Source organism: Intrasporangium sp. DVR, assembly GCF_040365325.1.
In the GTDB taxonomy this organism is placed as follows: Bacteria; Actinomycetota; Actinomycetes; order Actinomycetales; family Dermatophilaceae; genus Intrasporangium.
The window spans coordinates 161662-178699 of sequence record NZ_BAABZW010000015.1 but is presented as its reverse complement, the minus strand read 5'-3'; the positions used below and the strand labels follow the sequence as shown (position 1 = coordinate 178699).

Below are 17038 nucleotides of genomic sequence, written 5' to 3'. Positions count from 1 at the left end.
CACCCGGCGGGTCCCCCGACCGAGGAGCCCCCATGTCAGTCCTCCCCCGTACCAGCGCGGCCCACGCCCGTTCCCTGGCGGCCGGCGCCACGGAGTGCGGAGCCGGCGCACCGCACCCGTTCGCCACCCGCACCCGTGCCGTCTCCGCCCCGTCGTCGGTGGCGCTGCCGGCGGTCGTCGGCGCCGGCCTCGTCGTGCCCACTCTCTCGGGGGCGACGACCTACGCCAACCTCGACCACGCTGCGTCCACCCCGGCCCTGGTCGCGGTCAAGGAGGCCGTCGACCGCGCCCTCGAGACCTACGCCTCGGTGCACCGCGGCGCCGGCTACGCGTCTCGTCTGACGAGCGCCTGGTACGAGCAGGCTCGCGCCGAGGTTGCAGCCTTCGTCGGCGCGCGTCCGGGTGACGCCGTCGTCTTCACCCGGACGACGACGGACTCCTGGGCCGTGCTGTCCGCTGCCCTGCCGGAGACGGCCACCGTGTTCGTCTTCGCGTCGGAGCACCACTCGACCCTGCTGCCATGGGGAGAGAACCGCACGGTGCGTCTGCCCGTCCCGCGCAGCATCGCGGAGGCGCACAGCGCGCTCTCCGAGGCACTCTCCGGGGAACTCTCCGGGACACTCTCCGGGCACGGCGACGGACCGCGCCTCGTCGTCATCACCGCCGCCTCCAACGTCACCGGCGAGGTGTGGCCGGTCGAGGAGCTCACCCGGTTGGCCCACCGGCACGGGGCCCGCGTCGCGGTCGATGCCGCGCAGCTCTCGGCGCACCGCCGGATCGACCTCGCCGCGTCCGACGTCGACTACATCGCCTTCTCCGGACACAAGACCTATGCGCCCTTCGGCACCGGCGTCCTGGCCGGGCGCTCCGACTGGCTCGACGCCGGCGAGCCCTACCTGCGCGGCGGTGGTGCGACCCGCGCCGTCGCCGAGGACGGGACGACGTGGGCGACCGGCGCAGCCCGCCACGAGGGCGGCAGCCCCAACGTCATCGGTGCCATCGCGCTCGCGGCAGCCTGCGCCACCATCGCCGGCAACCGGGCCGCCATCGAGGGCCACGAGACGCGCCTGCTCGCTCGGCTCCGCGACGGGCTGCGTTCGATCGACGGCGTCGAGGAGCTGTCCATCTTCGACGAAGCACATGACCGGGTCGGCGTCGTCGCGTTCACGGTGCGTGGCTTCGACTCGTCTCTGGTCTCGCAGGTCCTGTCCGTGGAGCACGGCATCGGCGTGCGGGACGGTCGGTTCTGCGCGCACCTGCTCGTCGACGACCTGCTCTCTGGATCGGCCGAGCACGCCACCGCGGTGCGGGCCAGCATCGGGCTCGGGTCGACTCGCGAGGGCGTGGACCGGCTCATCGGCGCCCTGCGCGAGCTCGTCGAGGCCGGGCCGGCCGCGACGTGGACCCACGGCGAGTCGGGATGGGTCGTGGACGGGGACGACCCGCGCGACGGGGACGCCGTTCGCCCCTGGTGACCCGGCCCGGAGCGCCGCGTCAGGAGTCTGATCCCGGGACGGCATAGGCGGCCCAGACGATGGCGTGGTCCGTGCCGTGGACCGCGACCTGCCCGGCCTCGACCACCCTGAGCCCCCGGCTCAGGAGGTGGTCGAGCTGGATGTAGGGAGGCAACCGCCGGCCGACGACGGGCCACGTGCGCACCCACCCCAGACCAGCCACCTGGTGCGCGTCGTCGAGGCCGGCCGCGGCGTGGCGGAACGACGGATGCCCAGGGCCCGCGTTGAAGTCGCCCGCGAGCAGGAGCGGCTCGTCCGGGTCCTGCCGGTCGCGCCACGTGGCGAGAGCCCGGAGTCCGGCGCGCCACTCCTGCGTGTCGCCGGACAGCGGGGCAGTGACGTGGACCGCCTTGACCCGCACGGACGTGCCGCTGACGTCGACGACGACCTCGGGTTGAAGGCTCGGCGTGTGGGCGTCGACCGGGTCGTCGCCGGTCGTCTCCGTCAGGGGAAATCGCGAGAAGATCACCGTGCCGGTGGAGGAGTCCGGCCGTGGCTCGCCGACCTGCTCGATGAACCAGCCGTCCAGCCCTGCCCCCTCCAGCGCCGCCAGGGCGTCGGGAGTGATCTCGGTGGCGACGAGCACGTCCACCAGGCGCGCCCGCACCGCATCGGCCACCTGGTCGGGATCAGCCCGCCCGTAGGAGAGGTTGGCCGCCATGACGGTGAGGTCGCGGGGAGCGTCAGGTGAGGTGTGCGCGAACCAGCCGGGCAACGCGATCGAGGCCGCCACCGCGACCGCCGCCCCGATGGGGAGCAGCAGCCACCAGCGCCTCAGCAGCGCTGTGGCGACGAGGAGCAGGAGCAGGCCGATCGCGACGAAAGGCCCGCCGGTCTGGAGGATGACGACCGGTTGTGCCGTGGAGTCGACCCAGCGAGCGGCTCCGACGGCGACCAGGCCGACGAGGACCACGGCGATGCCGAGGTCGGTTCCGGCCGCCCTGACCGGCCGTCGCCGCCACCAGGGCCGGTGGCGCTCGGTCCCCGTCACGCCTGCAGGACGACCGGGATGATCATCGGGCGACGGCGGATCTTGCCGCCGACCCAGGAACCGACGGCCCGCCGGATGACCTGCTGCAGCTGCTGGTCGTCGCGGACACCGTTGGCGACGGCCTCCTCGATGGCCCGCTCGACCTTGGGGATCACCTGCTGGAAGATCTCCTCGCTCTCGACGAAGCCGCGTGCGGTGATCTCCGGACCCGAGGCGATCTTGCCGGTCGCTGCGTCGAGGACGACGATGCACGTGATGAAGCCCTCGTCCCGCAGGATGCGACGGTCCTTGAGGAGCGCCTCGTCGGTGCCGCCGATGTTGGTGCCGTCGACGTAGATGTAGCCACAGTCCACGACCCCGGTGATCGAGGCGTGCCCGTCGACGAGGTCGACGACGACGCCGTCCTCGGCGAGCACGACGTTGCGCTCAGGAACACCCGTCTGGATGGCCAGCTGCGCGTTGGCGAACATGTGCCGCCACTCACCGTGCACCGGCATGACGTTGCGGGGCCGGACGATGTTGTAGCAGTAGAGCAGCTCGCCGGCGCTCGCGTGCCCCGAGACGTGCACCTTGGCGTTGCCCTTGTGGACGACGGCGGCGCCGAGTCGCATGAGGCCGTTGATGACCCGGTAGACGGCGTTCTCGTTGCCCGGGATGAGGCTGCTCGCGAGCAGGACCGTGTCCCCGGGACCGACGTTGATGCGATGGTCGCCGTTGGCCATCCGGGACAGGGCGGCCATCGGCTCCCCCTGGGAACCGGTGCTGATCAGCACGAGCTCGTCGTCGCGCAGGTCGCCGAGCCGCTTGATGTCGACGAGGATGCCGTCGGGGACGTGGAGGTAGCCGAGGTCGGCGGCGATCCCCATGTTGCGGATCATCGAGCGGCCGACGAAGGCGACCTTGCGGCCCGCCTTCGCCGCGGCGTCGAGGACCTGCTGCACCCGGTGGACGTGGCTGCTGAAGCAGGCGACGATGATCCGGCGCTGGGCATGCCGGAAGACCTTGTCGATCGCCGGTGCGATCTCGAGCTCCGGGGTGGTGAACCCGGGCATGTCGGCGTTGGTGGAGTCGGTCAGGAAGAGGTCGACGCCCTCCTCGCCCAGCCGGGCGAAGGCTCGGAGGTCGGTGATCCGCCCGTCGAGCGGCAACTGGTCCATCTTGAAGTCGCCGGTGTGGAGCAGGGTCCCCGCCTCGGTGCGCACGAAGACGGCGAGGGCGTCGGGGATGGAGTGGTTCACCGCGACGAACTCGAGGTCGAAGGCGCCGACCCGCTCACGCTGGCCCTCGCGCACGGCCAGGGTGAACGGCCGGATCCGATGCTCCTTGAGCTTCGCCTCGACGAGCGCGAGGGTCAGGGTGGACCCGATGAGCGGGATGTCGCCCTTGAGCCGGAGCAGGTAGGGCACGGCGCCGATGTGGTCCTCGTGGCCGTGGGTCAGGACGATGGCCTCGACGTCGTCGAGGCGGTCCTGCACGTAGGAGAAGTCGGGCAGGATGAGGTCGACACCGGGGTGGTGGTCCTCGGGAAAGAGCACGCCGCAGTCGACGATGAGCAGCCGACCCTTCGTCTCGAGCACGGTCATGTTGCGACCGATCTCGCCGAGTCCGCCCAGGGCGACGACCCTCAGTCCGTTCTCGGGAAGTGGCGGCGGGGTGGTCAGCTCGGGGTGGGGATGGCTCACAGGGTTCCTGTCGGTGGGCTCGTCTGGACTGGCTGTGGTGCAGGTCGGTGTGGTGCAGGTCGGTGTGGTGCAGGTCGGTGTGGGGCAGGTGGTGCGATGACGGAGGGGTCAGGCGACGGTCGCGAGCGCGGCCCGGATCTGCTCGCGCTGCTCGTCGGACGCCTCGACGAGGGGCAGCCGGACGGTGCCGGACGCGATGATCCCCTGCTCGGCGAGGGCGGCCTTGGCCATGATGGCGCCCTGCGTGACGTACATGACGGCGTCGACCATCGCGTGGAGCAAGCGGTGGATCGCGCGGGCGTCGTCCCAGCGGCCCTCGAGCACGGCATCGGCCATCCGCCGATACACCGCGGGGCAGGTCTGCGAGGTGACGCCGACGAAGCCCACGGCTCCGTTGCCGAAGTGGGCGAGGTTCATGGCGTCGTCTCCGGAGTACCAGTCGAGGCCGGTCTGCTCCATCAGCTGGCTGGCGAGCCACAGCTCGCCTCTGGCGTCCTTGACGGCGACGATGCGGTCGTGCTCGGCGATCCGCAGGTAGGTCTCGCGGGCGATCGCGATGCCGGACCGGCCGGGGATGTCATAGACCATGACGGGCAGGTCGCTCGCGTCGGCGAGGGCGAGGAAGTGCGCCACGAGACCGGCCTGCGGTGGCTTGTTGTAGTACGGCGTGACGGCCAGGACCGCGTGGGCCCCGACCTTCTCCGCCATCCGGACGGCCTCGACGCTCTTGGCCGTGTCGTTGCTGCCGGCACCGGCCACGATGACGGCCCGGTCCCCGACTGCGCCGATGACCGCACGGAGCAGCTCCTCCTTCTCGGCGGCCGTCGTCGTCGGGGACTCCCCCGTCGTGCCGGACACGACGATGCCGTCATGCCCCTCGTCGACGAGGTGGGTCGCCAACCGCTGCGCGGAGTCGAGGTCGACTGATCCATCCGCCCGCATCGGGGTCACCATCGCCGAGAGGACACGTCCGAGCCGGGGTGCGTCTGCCATGGCCCAAGGTTAGCGCCCGGTCCCGGTCGTTCCGGCGCACGCCCACGACCGGCCCGGACAGAGAGCGAGGCACTACTCGCTCGGGGGTCCGAGTAGTGCCTCGCCACCTCTTCCATCGCACGGCGGGAGCTGGCGTTACACGGCCTCGGCCCGTTTTCTGCCCTCGACCTTCCGGCGGGTCAGCGACGGAGGTAGGTGACCCACGAGAAGCCGTCGTGGTCCTCGCGCTCGGTCTCCGCCCACTGCTCTCGGTCGATCTCGGGGAAGGTGACCGAGCCCTCCGGGGACTGGTCCACCTCGGTGATGACGAGGCGAGCGGCATACGGCATCGCCTCCCGGTAGACCTCTCCCCCACCGACGACGAACACCTCGTCGGCCGGCCCGGCCAGGCTCAGCGCCTCGGCGAGCGAGTGAGCGGTCTCGACCCCGGGGTGTTGCCACTCGGGCTGGCGGGTCACGACGATGCTCCGCCGACCGGGGAGCACGCCCATGGTCTCGAACGTGCGCCGGCCCATGATCATCGGGTGGCCCATCGTGGTGCGTTTGAAGAACTTGAGGTCGTCGGAGAGGTGCCAGGGCATCGTGGACCCGTCGCCGATCACGCCGTTGCGGCCGACGGCCGCGATCATCGTCACGTTCGTCATGGAGCCACTGTGTCAGGTCCGCGCCTCACCGTCTCGCGGCCAGCGCGCCGGCTCCGCGCCGGGTCACACCGCGATGGGCGCCTTGATGCCGGGGTCTGCGACGTAGTCGACGAGCTCGAAGTCGTCGAGGTCGAACTCGTCGATGTCCGTCTTGCCGGGGGTGATCCGCATCGTCGGCAGCGGGTGCGGCGTGCGGGTCAGCTGGAGCCGGGCCTGGTCGAGGTGGTTGAGGTAGAGGTGCGCGTCCCCGAGCGTGTGGACGAACTCACCCGGGTCGAGGTCGGTCAGCTGCGCCACCATCTGGGTGAGCAGGGCGTAGCTGGCGATGTTGAACGGCACGCCGAGGAAGATGTCGGCGCTGCGCTGGTAGAGCTGGCACGAGAGCCGGCGGCGCGCTCCCGGCTCGGTCGCCGGGTGGACGTAGAACTGGAAGAGGGTGTGGCAGGGCGGCAGGGCCATGTCGTCGACGTCGGCGACGTTCCACGCCGAGACGATGTGCCGCCGGGAGTCGGGGTTGGTGCGGATCTGCTCGATGACCTTGGCGATCTGGTCGACCCGACGTCCGTCGGGCGTCGGCCAGGAGCGCCACTGGTATCCGTAGATCGGCCCGAGGTTGCCGTTGTCGTCGGCCCACTCGTCCCAGATGGAGATGCCTCGCTCCTGCAGCCACCGGACGTTGGTGTCACCGCGCAGGAACCACAGCAGCTCGCCGATGATCGAGCGCAGGTGCAGGCGCTTGGTCGTCATGGCCGGGAAGCCGTCGGCGAGGTCGAAGCGCATCTGGTGCCCGAAGACGCTCAGGGTGCCCGTCCCGGTCCGGTCGGACTTCTCCTGGCCGGTGGTCAGGACGTGGTCGAGGAGGTCGAGGTACTGCCGCACAGCCGCAGCCTAGCCGTGAGCCCGGCCTCTGGGCGCGAGGCCGCGCTGGGTCCTGGTGGCGGCTGGGTGCGCGGCGTCCGGTGACCCGGAGCCGCCCCCGCAGCACCGGTTCAGGCGTCGTAGTCGAGCGAGACCTGCTCCGTGACCGGGTGGCTCTGGCACGCGAGCACGATGCCGGCCTCGACCTCCTCCGGCTCGAGCGCATAGTTGCGGTCCATCCGCACCTCCCCCGACACGAGCCGCGCCCTGCAGGTGCCGCAGACGCCGTTGGTGCACGAGTAGGGGGCGTCGGGCCGCACCCGCAGCGTGGCGTCGAGGATGCTCTCCTCTCGGCTCGGCATCGGGATCACCGTGGTCCGGCCGTCGAGGTTGACCGTGACGGTGGCCTCCGGGGGCGCCGCTTCGTCGACGACCACCTTGCGCCTCGGCTCGGTGCCGTCGTCGATGTGGAAGATCTCGTGGTGGATGTGGTGCGGGTCCACTCCCCGCTCCTTGAGCAGGGCCTCGGCGCCGGTCACGAGGCCGAAGGGGCCGCAGAGGTACCACTCGTCCACCGAGCCGATCGGGACCAGGACGGCGAAGATCCGCTCGAGCCGATCCGGGTCGAGCCGACCGCTGAACAGCTCGACGTCCTGCGTCTCCCGCGAGAGCACGTTCACGAGGTGGAACCGCCCGGGGAAGCGGTTCTTCAGGTCCTCGAGCTCCTCGAGGAACATGATCGAGCTCGTCTTCCGGTTGCCGTAGAGGAGCGTCGCCCGGGATACGGGCTCCTCCTCCAACGCCGTCGTCAGCAGCGACATGACCGGGGTGATGCCCGATCCGGCGGCGATGGCGACGTGGTGGCGGGCCGCGGCCGGCTGGGTGGCACAGGTGAAGCTGCCGAGCGGCGTCATCACGTCGAGCACGTCCCCGGGTGCGACGACCTCGTTGAGCCAGGTCGACATCCGGCCCTCGGGCACGCGCGCGGCAGCCACCCGGAGCGAGCCGGTGGCGGACGCCGTGCCCCGGGACTGACAGATCGAGTACGACTGGCGCACCTCCTCGCCGTTGAGCACGGCCCGGATCGTCAGGTGCTGCCCCGGCTCGAAGCGGTACTCGTCGGCGAGCTCCGGCGGCACGGTGAAGGTGAGGGCCACGGACTCGTCGGTGAGGCGCTCGACGTCGGAGACGGTCAGCTCGTGGAAGCGTGCCCGATGGCGGGCGGGGGCGCCCTCGGTGGTCAGGTCGGTCATTCAGATGGCCTTGAACTCGTCGAAGGGCTCCCGACACGCATTGCAGCGGCGCAGGGCCTTGCACGCGGTCGAGCCGAAGTGGGCGATCTCGGCGGTGTCGTCCGAGCCACAGTGGGGACAGGCGACGACGTGCCGCTGCAGCTGGACGGGGACCGGGCCGCGACGCTGCGACTCGCCCTCGGCCCGGCCCGGCGGGGCGATGCCGAAGCGGGCCAGCTCGGCCCGGCCGCGGTCGGTCATCCAGTCGGTCGTCCATGCCGGTGACAGCCGGGTGCGGACGTCCGCCCGGTAGCCGTGGGCCTGCGCCTCCCACCGGATGCGATCGGTGATCGCCTCCATGGCGGGACAGCCGGAGTAGGTCGGCGTGATGGTGGCGACGAGGGACCGCGTGGAGTCGTCGACCTCGACGTCGCGCAGGATGCCGAGGTCGAGGATCGTGATCACGGGGATCTCCGGATCAGGGATCTCGGAGATCGCCTCCGTCACAGCCGTTCTCGTCGACATGGTCAGCACCGCGCTCACCACGTGGCGCCGGGGTGGGAGCGCGCGATGTGCTGCATCTCGGCGAGCAGGTAGCCCATCGGCCTGGAGTGCACGCCTGCTCGACCGCCGCGCGCTCGCCAGGTCGGCTCATCCGGCAGCGTCAGGGTCGCCTGCTCGGCGACGGCGCCGACCCACCCGACGACCCGGTCATGGAGCGACGAGGGCAGGACACCCACCCCGGCGCTCGCGGCCGCCACCGAGGCGTCGTCGTCGTGGAAGAGCTCGGACAGGTAGGGCAGGGCCCAGTCCAGGCCCGCCTGCATCCGCTGGTGGGACTCCTCGGTGCCGTCCCCCAGCCGCACGACCCACTGGGCCGCGTGGTCGACGTGGTAGCGCACCTCCTTGAGCGCCTTGCCCGCCACGCCCGCGAGGAGGGCGTCGCTGGAAGCGAGCAGAGCGGCATACAGCTCTCTCTGGTATGCGGAGAACCACAGCAGTCGCGCCATCTCGCGCCCGAAGTCGCCCCGCTCCTGCTCGACGAGGTGGACGTTGCGCCAGTCGCGCTCGTCGCGCATCATCGCGAAGTCGTCCTCGCTGCGCCCGGTGCCGTCGAGCGAGCCGACGTGCGGGTAGAGGGCCCTCGCCTGTCCCAGCAGGTCGAGGGCGATGTTGCCGAGCGCCATGTCCTCCTCGAGCTGAGGGGCGTTGGTCATCCACTCCCCCAGCCGCTGCGCGTAGACCATGGCGTCATCGGCCAGACCCAGGACGTATGCCGCTGGGTTGCCTTGCGCTGCAGGCGCGCTGGCGCTCACAGGTACTCCACGTCCTCGGGCACCTCGTAGAACGAGGGGTGTCGGTAGACCTTGTCGGCCGCCGGGTCGAAGAAGGAGTCCTTCTCCTCCGGACTGCTCGCGACGATGTCGGAGGCTCGGACGACCCACAGGGAGACGCCCTCCTGTCGGCGTGTGTAGAGGTCCCGACCGTTGCGCAGCGCCATCTGCGCGTCAGGGGCGTGGAGCGAGCCGACGTGGACGTGGGAGAGCCCACGCTTGCCACGGACGAACACCTCCCAGAGCGGCCAGCTCCTCTCGCTCGCCCTGTCGGCGGGCTTCTCCGGGTGCGCAGTCACGCGGCTCCTCTCGTCTCGTGGCTCTCGTGCTTGGCGGCATAGGCGTTGGCGGCCTCACGCACCCAGGCGCCCTCCTCGTGGGCGCGGCGCCGCTGGGTGATGCGCTCGGCGTTGCACGGACCGTCACCGCGCAGGACGCGCCAGAACTCGTCCCAGTCGATCGGCCCGAAGTCGTAGTGGCCCCGCTCCTCGTTCCACCTGAGGTCAGGGTCCGGGAGGACGATGCCGAGCTTCTCCGCCTGCGGCACCATCATGTCGACGAACTTCTGGCGCAGGTCGTCGTTGGAGAAGCGCTTGATGCCCCATGCCATCGACTGCTCGGTGTGTGAGGACTTGGGGGCCGCGCCGGCGGTGTCGGCGGTGTCGGGCGGGCCGAACATCATCAGCGACGGCCACCACCACCGGTTGGCGGCGTCCTGGGCCATCGCCTGCTGCGCCTCGGTGCCGCGCATGAGGTTCCAGAGGATCTCGAAACCCTGCCGCTGGTGGAAGCTCTCCTCCTTGCAGACGCGGATCATCGCGCGGGCGTAGGGCCCGTAGGAGCACCGGCACAGCGGGACCTGGTTCATGATCGCGGCGCCGTCGACGAGCCAGCCGATGGCCCCGCAGTCGGCCCAGGTCAGCGTCGGGTAGTTGAAGATCGAGGAGTACTTCTGCTTGCCGTTGTGGAGCCGGTCGAGCAGTTCGGCGCGGTCGATGCCGAGCGTCTCGGCGGCGCTGTAGAGGTAGAGCCCGTGGCCGGCCTCGTCCTGGACCTTGGCGATGAGGATCGCCTTGCGGCGCAGCGAGGGCGCCCGGGTGATCCAGTTGCCCTCGGGCTGCATGCCGATGATCTCGGAGTGGGCGTGCTGGGCGATCTGCCGGATCAGTGTCTGGCGGTACTCCTCCGGCATCGCGTCCCGCGGCTCGATCCGCTGGTCGGCGGCGATGAGGGCATCGAAGTCACCTCCGACCTGCTCGCGTCGGTCCTCGTGCGCGAGTGCCTCGTCGAAGGCGCCCGTCTCGGCCGCGTTCAACGGCTCGTTCGGGTCGATGACGTCATTGCCATACATGCGTCCAGTATGCGAGATGCACACCAGTCCCGCCAAAGTGGCCCCTCCGGCCGGGGCGAGCCGCCTGAGACGATGCCGGAGTGAGCCAACCGCCCGACCCGCCCCACGACCACTCCCACGATCACTCCCACTCGCACCCGCACGATGACGGTCCCGGCCCCCTCGCCGACGCCAGCGTCCGCGTCGCGCGCGCCTCGGACGCCCCCGCGGTCGGCTTCGTCCAGGCGGTCGTCTTCCGGGAGGCGTATGCCGCTGAGCTCCCTTCCGAGGTGACCGCGCAGTTCCAGCCGCAGGCCTTCGCGAGCGCATGGCGCACGGCGCTCGAGGGCGATGCGTCCCGTGACGGGGTGCTGCTCGTCGCCTGCGCGGGCGAGCAGGTCGTCGGCTTCGCGGCCGTCGGGGCGTCCGACGACCCCGACGCCGATGAGGGAACCGCCGAGCTGCTCGTCCTCGGCGTGCATCCTGAGGCACGCCGGCAGGGCCATGGCTCGCGCCTGCTCCACGCCGTCGTCGACACGGCGCGAGCGCGCGGCAGGGACCGGCTCACGGCGTGGCTGCTTGCGTCCGCAGAGCAGCCGCGGGCCTTCCTCGTCGCTGCCGGCATGGCCCCTGACGGGGCGCATCGTGAGCGCGTCATCGGCAGGGAGGACGAGACCGCCACCGAGGTCCGCCTGTCGGCGTTGCTCGAGGAGAACCCGTGACCGCTGGGGGCCTCCCGACCGAGGAGCGGCGGGTCGTCGTCAAGGAGGCGTTGTCCGTCGGGATCGCCACGGGCGCCTACGGCATCAGCTTCGGCGCCCTCGGGGTCGCCTCCGGTCTGGACGTGTGGCAGACCTGCGCGCTCTCCCTGCTGATGTTCACAGGGGGGTCGCAGTTCGCCTTCATCGGCATCGTGTCGGCCGGGTTGCACGCGGCCCCTGCAGCGATCGCCGCCTCCTCCCTGCTCGGCATCCGCAACGGCCTCTACGCCCTCGAGCTGACCCAGCTGCTCGGGGTGCGCGGGGCGCGGCGGCTCGCGGCGGCCCACATCACCATCGACGAGTCGACGGCGGTGGCGGTGTCCCAGTCCCACGTCAAGGCGGCACGCCTCGGCTTCTGGCTCACCGGGGTGACGGTCTTCGCGTTGTGGAACCTCACCACCCTCGTCGGCGCCCTCGTCGGCAACGCCCTCGGGGACCCGAGGGCCTGGGGTCTGGACGCCGCGGCCTGCGCGGCCTTCACGGCGTTGCTCTGGCCCCGGCTGAAGAGCCGGGACGCCGTCGCGATCGCGGTCGTCGCCGCGGTCGTCGCGGTCCTCCTCGCTCCGGCCACGCCGCCCGGGGTCCCCGTCATCGTCGCCGCGCTGGCCGCCTTCATCGCCTGGCGGCGGCCCCGTCAGGCGGCGCAGGGTGCCGAGGTCGAAGTGCCCGGCGACACGACGGAGTCGGAGGTGCAGCCATGACCATGTGGGCGGCGGTGCTCATCGCGACAGCGATCGCGTTCGGGCTGAAGCTGGCCGGCTACCTCGTGCCGGCTGACCTGCTGGCCGAGCCGCACGTCAAGCGCGTCACCGCCGCGTTGCCGATCGCCCTGCTCGCCGCATTGGTCGCCATCCAGACGCTCACGGGCCAAGGGGGCGCCTGGACCTTGGACGCGCGTCTGGCGGCGGTTGCCGTCGCCATCGTGGCGCTGCTGCTGCGGGCACCGTTCATCGTCGTCGTCGTCCTCGGGGCTGCGACGGCCGGCGGCCTGCGGGCTCTCGGCTGGGCCTGATGGCGGACGCCGACGACGTCCGGCGGCTCGCGGTGTCGCTCCCGCACGTCGAGGAGATCGACAGCGAGGGCTTCGACTTCCGCGTCGGCAACAAGGGGTTCGTCTGGTCCTATCCCGAGCGCGTCCCGGGCCGGCGACGGGTCATTCGGACCGACATCGCGGTGCTCTTCGTCGGCGACGAGGCCGAGAAGCAGGCGCTGCTGCTCGGGGAACCGGAGCTCTTCTTCACGACGCCGGCGTACGACGGCTGGCCACTCGTCATGCTGCGTCTCGAGGCGGTCGATGTCGACCGGCTGGCGGAGCTCGTCTCCGATGCGTGGCGGATGCGCGCGCCCGCCGAGCTGCTCGGTGACACCGCACCGGAGGCCCGGGACACCTCGGGGCGGCCCCGCCCAGAGGCGGACGGTCCACGCTCACGCTGAGAGGGTCCTGCCCAGTGACCGGGTCGGCTGGCCGTCGTCCGTCATCGACGGGGCCGCAGTGGTCGGGTTCGTCACCCTCCGGCCAGAGAGGACCCCGCTTCACCCTGCCCACGTGACAGGAACACCTACGTGTCAGTCGAGGCCGAGGTACTTCTCCAGGCCCACCGTGAGGCCCGGGTGGTCGGCCACCGCGCGGACCGCGGCGATGACGCCCGGCATGAAGGAAGCGCGCTCGAAGGAGTCGTGCCGGATGGTCAGCTGCTCGCCGACGTTGCCGAAGAGCACCTCCTGGTGGGCGACGAGCCCACGCAGCCGAACCGAATGAACCCGGATGCCGCTGAGCTCAGCTCCGCGAGCGCCGTCGGGATCGTGCGTGGTGGCGTCGGGCACCGACGGGAGCCCGGCCTCCTCACGAGCGGTGGCGATCAGGCCCGCAGTCCGGGCGGCGGTGCCGGAGGGCGCGTCGACCTTGTTCGGGTGGTGCAGCTCGATGACCTCGACCGACTCGAAGTACGGAGCGGCCTTGGCGGCGAACGACATCATCAGGAGAGCACCGATGGCGAAGTTCGGAGCGATGAGCACCCCGACTCCGGTGCCGGAGCTCGAGGGCGGCGCGGCATCGAGCTGGTCCTTCAGTGCAGAGAGCCGGGCGTCGTCCCACCCGGTGGTCCCGACGACGACGTGGATGCCTCGCTCGACGCAGTGCGCGACGTTGCCCGGCGACGCGGCGGGAACGGTCAGCTCGACCGCGACGTCGGCGCCGGCGAGGTCGCCGAGGTCGTCACCGGAGCCATAGGCGCCGACCAGCCGCAGCCCGTCCGCCGCCTCGACCGCCCTGACCGCCTCTGATCCCATCCGGCCGCTCGCACCGATCACCGCCACCTTGATGTCCGTCACGACCCAAACCCTATCGACGGCCACCCAGAGAGCACGTCGCGTGTCGCGAACTGCTCTCTCGATCGAGTGGGTGGGTGGGTGGGTGGGTGGGTGGGTGGCTGGGTGTCGCGAACGGCTCTCTCGATCGGGAGCGAGCCCAGCGGCATACGGTCACAAGGGTGTGGCCCGCCACCCACGAGGGGCGACGGGCCACGAACCTGTGCTGGACGATCAGGCGTCAGCCGGGGCCTCGGCCTGCTCGGCGTTGTCGGACGCGCCGTCCGACTGCTCGCCCTCGGGCAGGACCGCGGCGAGCGAGAGCTTGCCGCGCGGGTCGATCTCCTTGAGCTCGACCTGGATCTTCTGACCGACCTTGACGACGTCGTCGACGTTGTCGATCCGCTTGCCGCCGACGAGCTTGCGCACCTCGGAGATGTGCAGCAGGCCGTCCTTGCCGGGCAGGAGCGAGACGAACGCGCCGAACGTCGTCGTCTTGACCACCGTGCCGAGGAAGCGCTCGCCGACCTCGGGCATCGTCGGGTTGGCGATCGCGTTGATCGCCGCCCGCGCCGCCTCGGCCGACGGGCCGTCGACCGCGCCGATGAAGACCGTGCCGTCGTCCTCGATGGAGATGTCGGCGCCCGTGTCGTCCTGGATCTGGTTGATCATCTTGCCCTTCGGGCCGATGACCTCACCGATCTTGTCGACCGGCACCTTGACCGTGATGATCCGAGGAGCGAACGGGCTCATCTCGTCGGGCACGTCGATGGCCTCGGCCATGACGTCCAGGATGTGCAGGCGAGCGTCGCGCGCCTGGGTCAACGCGCCGGCGAGGACGTTCGCCGGGATGCCGTCGAGCTTGGTGTCGAGCTGGATCGCGGTGACGAACTCCTTGGTGCCGGCGACCTTGAAGTCCATGTCGCCGAAGGCGTCCTCCGCGCCGAGGATGTCGGTCAGCGCGGCGTACTGCGTCTCACCGTCGACCTCGTCGGACACGAGACCCATCGCGATGCCCGCGACCGGGGCGCGCAGCGGCACGCCGGCGTTGAGCAGCGACAGCGTCGAGGCGCACACCGAGCCCATCGACGTCGAGCCGTTGGAGCCGAGGGCCTCGGACACCTGACGGATCGCGTAGGGGAACTCCTCACGCGTCGGCAGCACCGGCATCAGGGCGCGCTCCGCGAGGGCACCGTGGCCGATCTCGCGACGCTTCGGCGAGCCGACCCGGCCCGTCTCACCCGTGCTGTAGGGCGGGAAGTTGTAGTTGTGCATGTAGCGCTTGCGCGTCTGCGGCGACAGCGTGTCGAGCTGCTGCTCCATCTTGAGCATGTTGAGCGTCGTGACACCCATGATCTGGGTCTCGCCCCGCTCGAAGATCGCCGAGCCGTGCACGCGCGGCAGCACCTCGACCTCGGCGCCGAGGGCGCGGATGTCGGCGAGGCCACGGCCGTCGATGCGGACCTTGTCGCGCAGGATGCGCTGGCGGACCAGCTTCTTCTGCAGCGCGCGGAACGAAGCCGAGACCTCCTTCTCGCGACCGTCGAACTGCTCGGCGAGCTGGGCCTTGACGGAGGCCTTGAGCTCGTCCAGCCGACCCTCGCGCTCGGCCTTGCCCGCGATCGTCAGCGCGGCGGCGGTGTCGTCGGAGACGGCGGCCTCGACCGCGGCGTAGACGTCGTCCTCGTAGTCGAGGAAGACCGGGAAGTCCTCGACTGGCTTGGCGGCCTTCGCCGCGAGCTCGGACTGGGCCTCACAGAGGGCCTTGATGAACTTCTTGCTCGCCTCGAGCCCTTCGGCGACGACCTCCTCGGTCGGCGCCTGCTTCCCCTCGTTCTTGACGAGGTTCCAGGTGGAGTCGGTGGACTCCGCCTCGACCATCATGATCGCGACGTCGTCGCCACCGGGACCAGACACGACGCGGCCGGCGACGACCATGTCGAAGACCGACCGCTCGATGTCCGAGAAGTTCGGGAACGCGACCCACTGGCCGTCGATGAGCGAGACCCGCACACCGCCGATGGGGCCGGAGAAGGGCAGGCCGGAGATCTGCGTCGAGGCGCTCGCGGCGTTGATGGCGAGCACGTCGTACTGGTGGTCGGGGTTCAGGGCGAACACCGTGATGATGACCTGGACCTCGTTGCGCAGCCCCTTCTTGAAGGTCGGGCGCAGCGGCCGGTCGATGAGCCGGCAGGTGAGGATCGCGTCGGTGGTCGGGCGGCCCTCGCGGCGGAAGAACGAGCCGGGGATGCGGCCGATGGAGTACATCCGCTCCTCGACGTCAACGGTGAGGGGGAAGAAGTCGAACTGGTCCTTGGGCGTCTTGCCCGCGGACGTCGTCGACATGATCATCGTGTCCTCGTCGAGGTACGCGACGACGGCTCCGCCGGCCTGCTTGGCCAGGCGTCCGGTCTCGAACCGGATCTTGCGGGTGCCGAAGCTGCCGTTGTCGATGACGGCTTCGGTGAAGGTGATGTCTGGACCCTCCATGTAATGGGCCCTCGCTTTCTTTCTCTCTTCGTGCCCACGCACATCGTCGTTGTGTGCGGGGTTTTCCATCCGGTGCGGCTCCCGGCGACGGGGCCGGGTCGCCTCACCTACGACGAAAGGCGGTCACCGCAGGACTGCGGTGACCGCCTTTCGTCACGTGTTCATCGACGCAGGCCGAGTCGCTTGATCAGCGCACGGTAGCGCTCGATGTCGGTCGCCTCGAGGTAGCGCAGCATGCGCTTGCGGCGGCCGACGAGCAGCAGGAGACCACGACGGCTGTGGTGGTCGTGCTTGTGGGTCCGAGCGTGCTCGGTGAGGTCCTTGATGCGCTGCGTCAGCATCGCGATCTGCACCTCGGGGGAGCCGGTGTCGCCGTCCTTCGTGGCGTACTCGGCCATGATCTGCTTCTTCACGTCAGCTTCCAATGGCATGGACGACCGACTCCTTCTCTTCTCGTTGCGCGGTGCACCAGGGCATGTCCACCTGGGCGCTCTCTCTCCGCGGCCGGTCAAACGGCATCGCCAAGCCTAACAGCGGGCCTCCCACCTGCCCTAATCGTCGCCGGTCGCCCCGTCGCCCGTGGGCACGAGGCGGGCTCCGCCCGGCCGTCGGACGCGGTGACGGCCGGGCGCGCCGGGTTGGCCACGGGAGGGTGGAAGTGACGCTGTTTGTATGCGTGAGGGCGCGGGTACGTGGACGGTGCTCGGGGCACCAATTCAAAAGGAGCGAAGCGCCACATGATCATCCTCGGACTCATCCTGCTGCTCATCGGCTTGCTCGTTAAGAGTCTCAGCATCCTCGCTACGATCGGGGTCATCCTGATCGTGATCGGTGTGATCCTCTGGATCCTCGGGGCCACTGGCCGTGCAGTCGGTGGTCGGAAGTTCTGGTACTAACAGCTC

At 70.6% G+C, this 17038-nt stretch carries 19 protein-coding genes; 6 read left to right on the top strand and 13 right to left on the bottom strand.

The window, feature by feature from the left end; genetic code table 11:
• The first annotated feature begins 32 nt into the window (after nucleotides 1-32).
• A complete protein-coding gene (locus ABWV20_RS11880; RefSeq protein WP_353355372.1) occupies nucleotides 33-1475 on the top strand; it encodes an aminotransferase class V-fold PLP-dependent enzyme in 1443 nt (480 codons plus the stop codon).
• 19 nt (nucleotides 1476-1494) lie between these two features.
• Here the strand turns inward: ABWV20_RS11880 and ABWV20_RS11875 are convergent, their stop codons facing one another.
• The 10 genes from ABWV20_RS11875 to paaA all read right to left on the bottom strand — a co-directional run bounded on the left by ABWV20_RS11875 (nucleotide 1495) and on the right by paaA (nucleotide 10599).
• Complete coding sequence (locus tag ABWV20_RS11875) at nucleotides 1495-2505, bottom strand: endonuclease/exonuclease/phosphatase family protein (RefSeq protein WP_353355371.1); 1011 nt, start codon at nucleotides 2503-2505, stop codon at nucleotides 1495-1497.
• Nucleotides 2502-4187, bottom strand: a complete 1686-nt coding sequence (locus ABWV20_RS11870; RefSeq protein WP_353355370.1) for a ribonuclease J — start codon at nucleotides 4185-4187, stop codon at nucleotides 2502-2504. The genes ABWV20_RS11875 and ABWV20_RS11870 overlap by 4 nt, the downstream gene beginning before the upstream one ends.
• Nucleotides 4188-4295: 108 nt before the next feature.
• On the bottom strand, nucleotides 4296-5180 hold the full coding sequence (gene dapA, locus ABWV20_RS11865) for a 4-hydroxy-tetrahydrodipicolinate synthase (RefSeq protein ID WP_353355369.1): 885 nt from the start codon (nucleotides 5178-5180) through the stop codon (nucleotides 4296-4298).
• Nucleotides 5181-5359: 179 nt separating this feature from the next.
• Complete coding sequence (locus ABWV20_RS11860) at nucleotides 5360-5824, bottom strand: dihydrofolate reductase (RefSeq protein WP_353355368.1); 465 nt, start codon at nucleotides 5822-5824, stop codon at nucleotides 5360-5362.
• Between the two features lie 63 nt (nucleotides 5825-5887).
• Complete coding sequence (locus ABWV20_RS11855) at nucleotides 5888-6703, bottom strand: thymidylate synthase (protein ID WP_353355367.1); 816 nt, start codon at nucleotides 6701-6703, stop codon at nucleotides 5888-5890.
• 110 nt (nucleotides 6704-6813) lie between these two features.
• On the bottom strand, nucleotides 6814-7935 hold the full coding sequence (paaE, locus tag ABWV20_RS11850) for a 1,2-phenylacetyl-CoA epoxidase subunit PaaE (protein ID WP_353355366.1): 1122 nt from the start codon (nucleotides 7933-7935) through the stop codon (nucleotides 6814-6816).
• Entirely contained in the window at nucleotides 7936-8439 is a 504-nt protein-coding gene (gene paaD, locus ABWV20_RS11845) for a 1,2-phenylacetyl-CoA epoxidase subunit PaaD (RefSeq protein ID WP_353355365.1), read from the bottom strand.
• A gap of 14 nt (nucleotides 8440-8453) precedes the next feature.
• A complete protein-coding gene (gene paaC, locus ABWV20_RS11840) occupies nucleotides 8454-9230 on the bottom strand; it encodes a 1,2-phenylacetyl-CoA epoxidase subunit PaaC (RefSeq protein ID WP_353355364.1) in 777 nt (258 codons plus the stop codon).
• Nucleotides 9227-9547: a 1,2-phenylacetyl-CoA epoxidase subunit PaaB gene (gene paaB, locus ABWV20_RS11835; protein ID WP_353355363.1), complete on the bottom strand. Its 321-nt coding sequence runs from the start codon at nucleotides 9545-9547 to the stop codon at nucleotides 9227-9229. The genes paaC and paaB overlap by 4 nt, the downstream gene beginning before the upstream one ends.
• Complete coding sequence (gene paaA / locus ABWV20_RS11830) at nucleotides 9544-10599, bottom strand: 1,2-phenylacetyl-CoA epoxidase subunit PaaA (RefSeq protein WP_353355362.1); 1056 nt, start codon at nucleotides 10597-10599, stop codon at nucleotides 9544-9546. The genes paaB and paaA overlap by 4 nt, the downstream gene beginning before the upstream one ends.
• A gap of 80 nt (nucleotides 10600-10679) precedes the next feature.
• On the opposite strand from paaA, the gene ABWV20_RS11825 reads away from it, so the two are divergent.
• From ABWV20_RS11825 to ABWV20_RS11810, 4 genes are read left to right on the top strand one after another with little or no spacing between them, the layout of a single operon-like run.
• Entirely contained in the window at nucleotides 10680-11300 is a 621-nt protein-coding gene (locus tag ABWV20_RS11825; RefSeq protein WP_353355361.1) for a GNAT family N-acetyltransferase, read from the top strand.
• Nucleotides 11297-12040, top strand: coding sequence for an AzlC family ABC transporter permease (locus ABWV20_RS11820; RefSeq protein WP_353355360.1), 744 nt, complete (start codon nucleotides 11297-11299; stop codon nucleotides 12038-12040). Before ABWV20_RS11825 ends, ABWV20_RS11820 begins: the two co-directional genes overlap by 4 nt.
• Nucleotides 12037-12351: an AzlD domain-containing protein gene (locus ABWV20_RS11815; protein WP_353355359.1), complete on the top strand. Its 315-nt coding sequence runs from the start codon at nucleotides 12037-12039 to the stop codon at nucleotides 12349-12351. The genes ABWV20_RS11820 and ABWV20_RS11815 overlap by 4 nt, the downstream gene beginning before the upstream one ends.
• Entirely contained in the window at nucleotides 12351-12773 is a 423-nt protein-coding gene (locus ABWV20_RS11810) for an MmcQ/YjbR family DNA-binding protein (RefSeq protein ID WP_353355358.1), read from the top strand. The genes ABWV20_RS11815 and ABWV20_RS11810 overlap by 1 nt, the downstream gene beginning before the upstream one ends.
• Nucleotides 12774-12905: 132 nt before the next feature.
• On the opposite strand, the gene dapB is transcribed toward ABWV20_RS11810, so the two are convergent.
• The 3 genes from dapB to rpsO form a co-directional block, all read right to left on the bottom strand.
• The gene (gene dapB / locus ABWV20_RS11805) at nucleotides 12906-13670 is read right to left on the bottom strand and encodes a 4-hydroxy-tetrahydrodipicolinate reductase (RefSeq protein WP_353355357.1); all 765 of its coding nucleotides are present in this window, start codon (nucleotides 13668-13670) and stop codon (nucleotides 12906-12908) included.
• 210 nt (nucleotides 13671-13880) lie between these two features.
• Nucleotides 13881-16136 carry a polyribonucleotide nucleotidyltransferase gene (locus tag ABWV20_RS11800; protein ID WP_353355356.1) on the bottom strand — a complete coding sequence of 752 codons (2256 nt, stop codon included), beginning with the start codon at nucleotides 16134-16136 and terminating at the stop codon, nucleotides 13881-13883.
• 161 nt (nucleotides 16137-16297) lie between these two features.
• Nucleotides 16298-16567, bottom strand: coding sequence for a 30S ribosomal protein S15 (gene rpsO, locus ABWV20_RS11795; RefSeq protein ID WP_353355355.1), 270 nt, complete (start codon nucleotides 16565-16567; stop codon nucleotides 16298-16300).
• 306 nt (nucleotides 16568-16873) lie between these two features.
• On the opposite strand from rpsO, the gene ABWV20_RS11790 reads away from it, so the two are divergent.
• Nucleotides 16874-17032 (top strand): DUF6131 family protein, encoded by a 159-nt coding sequence (locus ABWV20_RS11790; RefSeq protein ID WP_353355354.1) that lies wholly within the window; start codon nucleotides 16874-16876, stop codon nucleotides 17030-17032.
• Nucleotides 17033-17038 lie beyond the last annotated feature (6 nt).

Bases quoted from the DNA above. Each gene is read 5' to 3' on its own strand.
- ABWV20_RS11880 (WP_353355372.1), top strand. From the start codon at position 33: ATGTCAGTCCTCCCCCGTACCAGCGCGGCCCACGCCCGTTCCCTGGCG.
- dapA (WP_353355369.1), bottom strand. From the start codon at position 5,180: ATGGCAGACGCACCCCGGCTCGGACGTGTCCTCTCGGCGATGGTGACC.
- ABWV20_RS11860 (WP_353355368.1), bottom strand. From the start codon at position 5,824: ATGACGAACGTGACGATGATCGCGGCCGTCGGCCGCAACGGCGTGATC.
- paaE (WP_353355366.1), bottom strand. From the start codon at position 7,935: ATGACCGACCTGACCACCGAGGGCGCCCCCGCCCGCCATCGGGCACGC.
- paaD (WP_353355365.1), bottom strand. From the start codon at position 8,439: ATGTCGACGAGAACGGCTGTGACGGAGGCGATCTCCGAGATCCCTGAT.
- paaA (WP_353355362.1), bottom strand. From the start codon at position 10,599: ATGTATGGCAATGACGTCATCGACCCGAACGAGCCGTTGAACGCGGCC.
- ABWV20_RS11815 (WP_353355359.1), top strand. From the start codon at position 12,037: ATGACCATGTGGGCGGCGGTGCTCATCGCGACAGCGATCGCGTTCGGG.
- ABWV20_RS11810 (WP_353355358.1), top strand. From the start codon at position 12,351: ATGGCGGACGCCGACGACGTCCGGCGGCTCGCGGTGTCGCTCCCGCAC.
- ABWV20_RS11800 (WP_353355356.1), bottom strand. From the start codon at position 16,136: ATGGAGGGTCCAGACATCACCTTCACCGAAGCCGTCATCGACAACGGC.
- rpsO (WP_353355355.1), bottom strand. From the start codon at position 16,567: ATGCCATTGGAAGCTGACGTGAAGAAGCAGATCATGGCCGAGTACGCC.
- ABWV20_RS11790 (WP_353355354.1), top strand. From the start codon at position 16,874: ATGATCATCCTCGGACTCATCCTGCTGCTCATCGGCTTGCTCGTTAAG.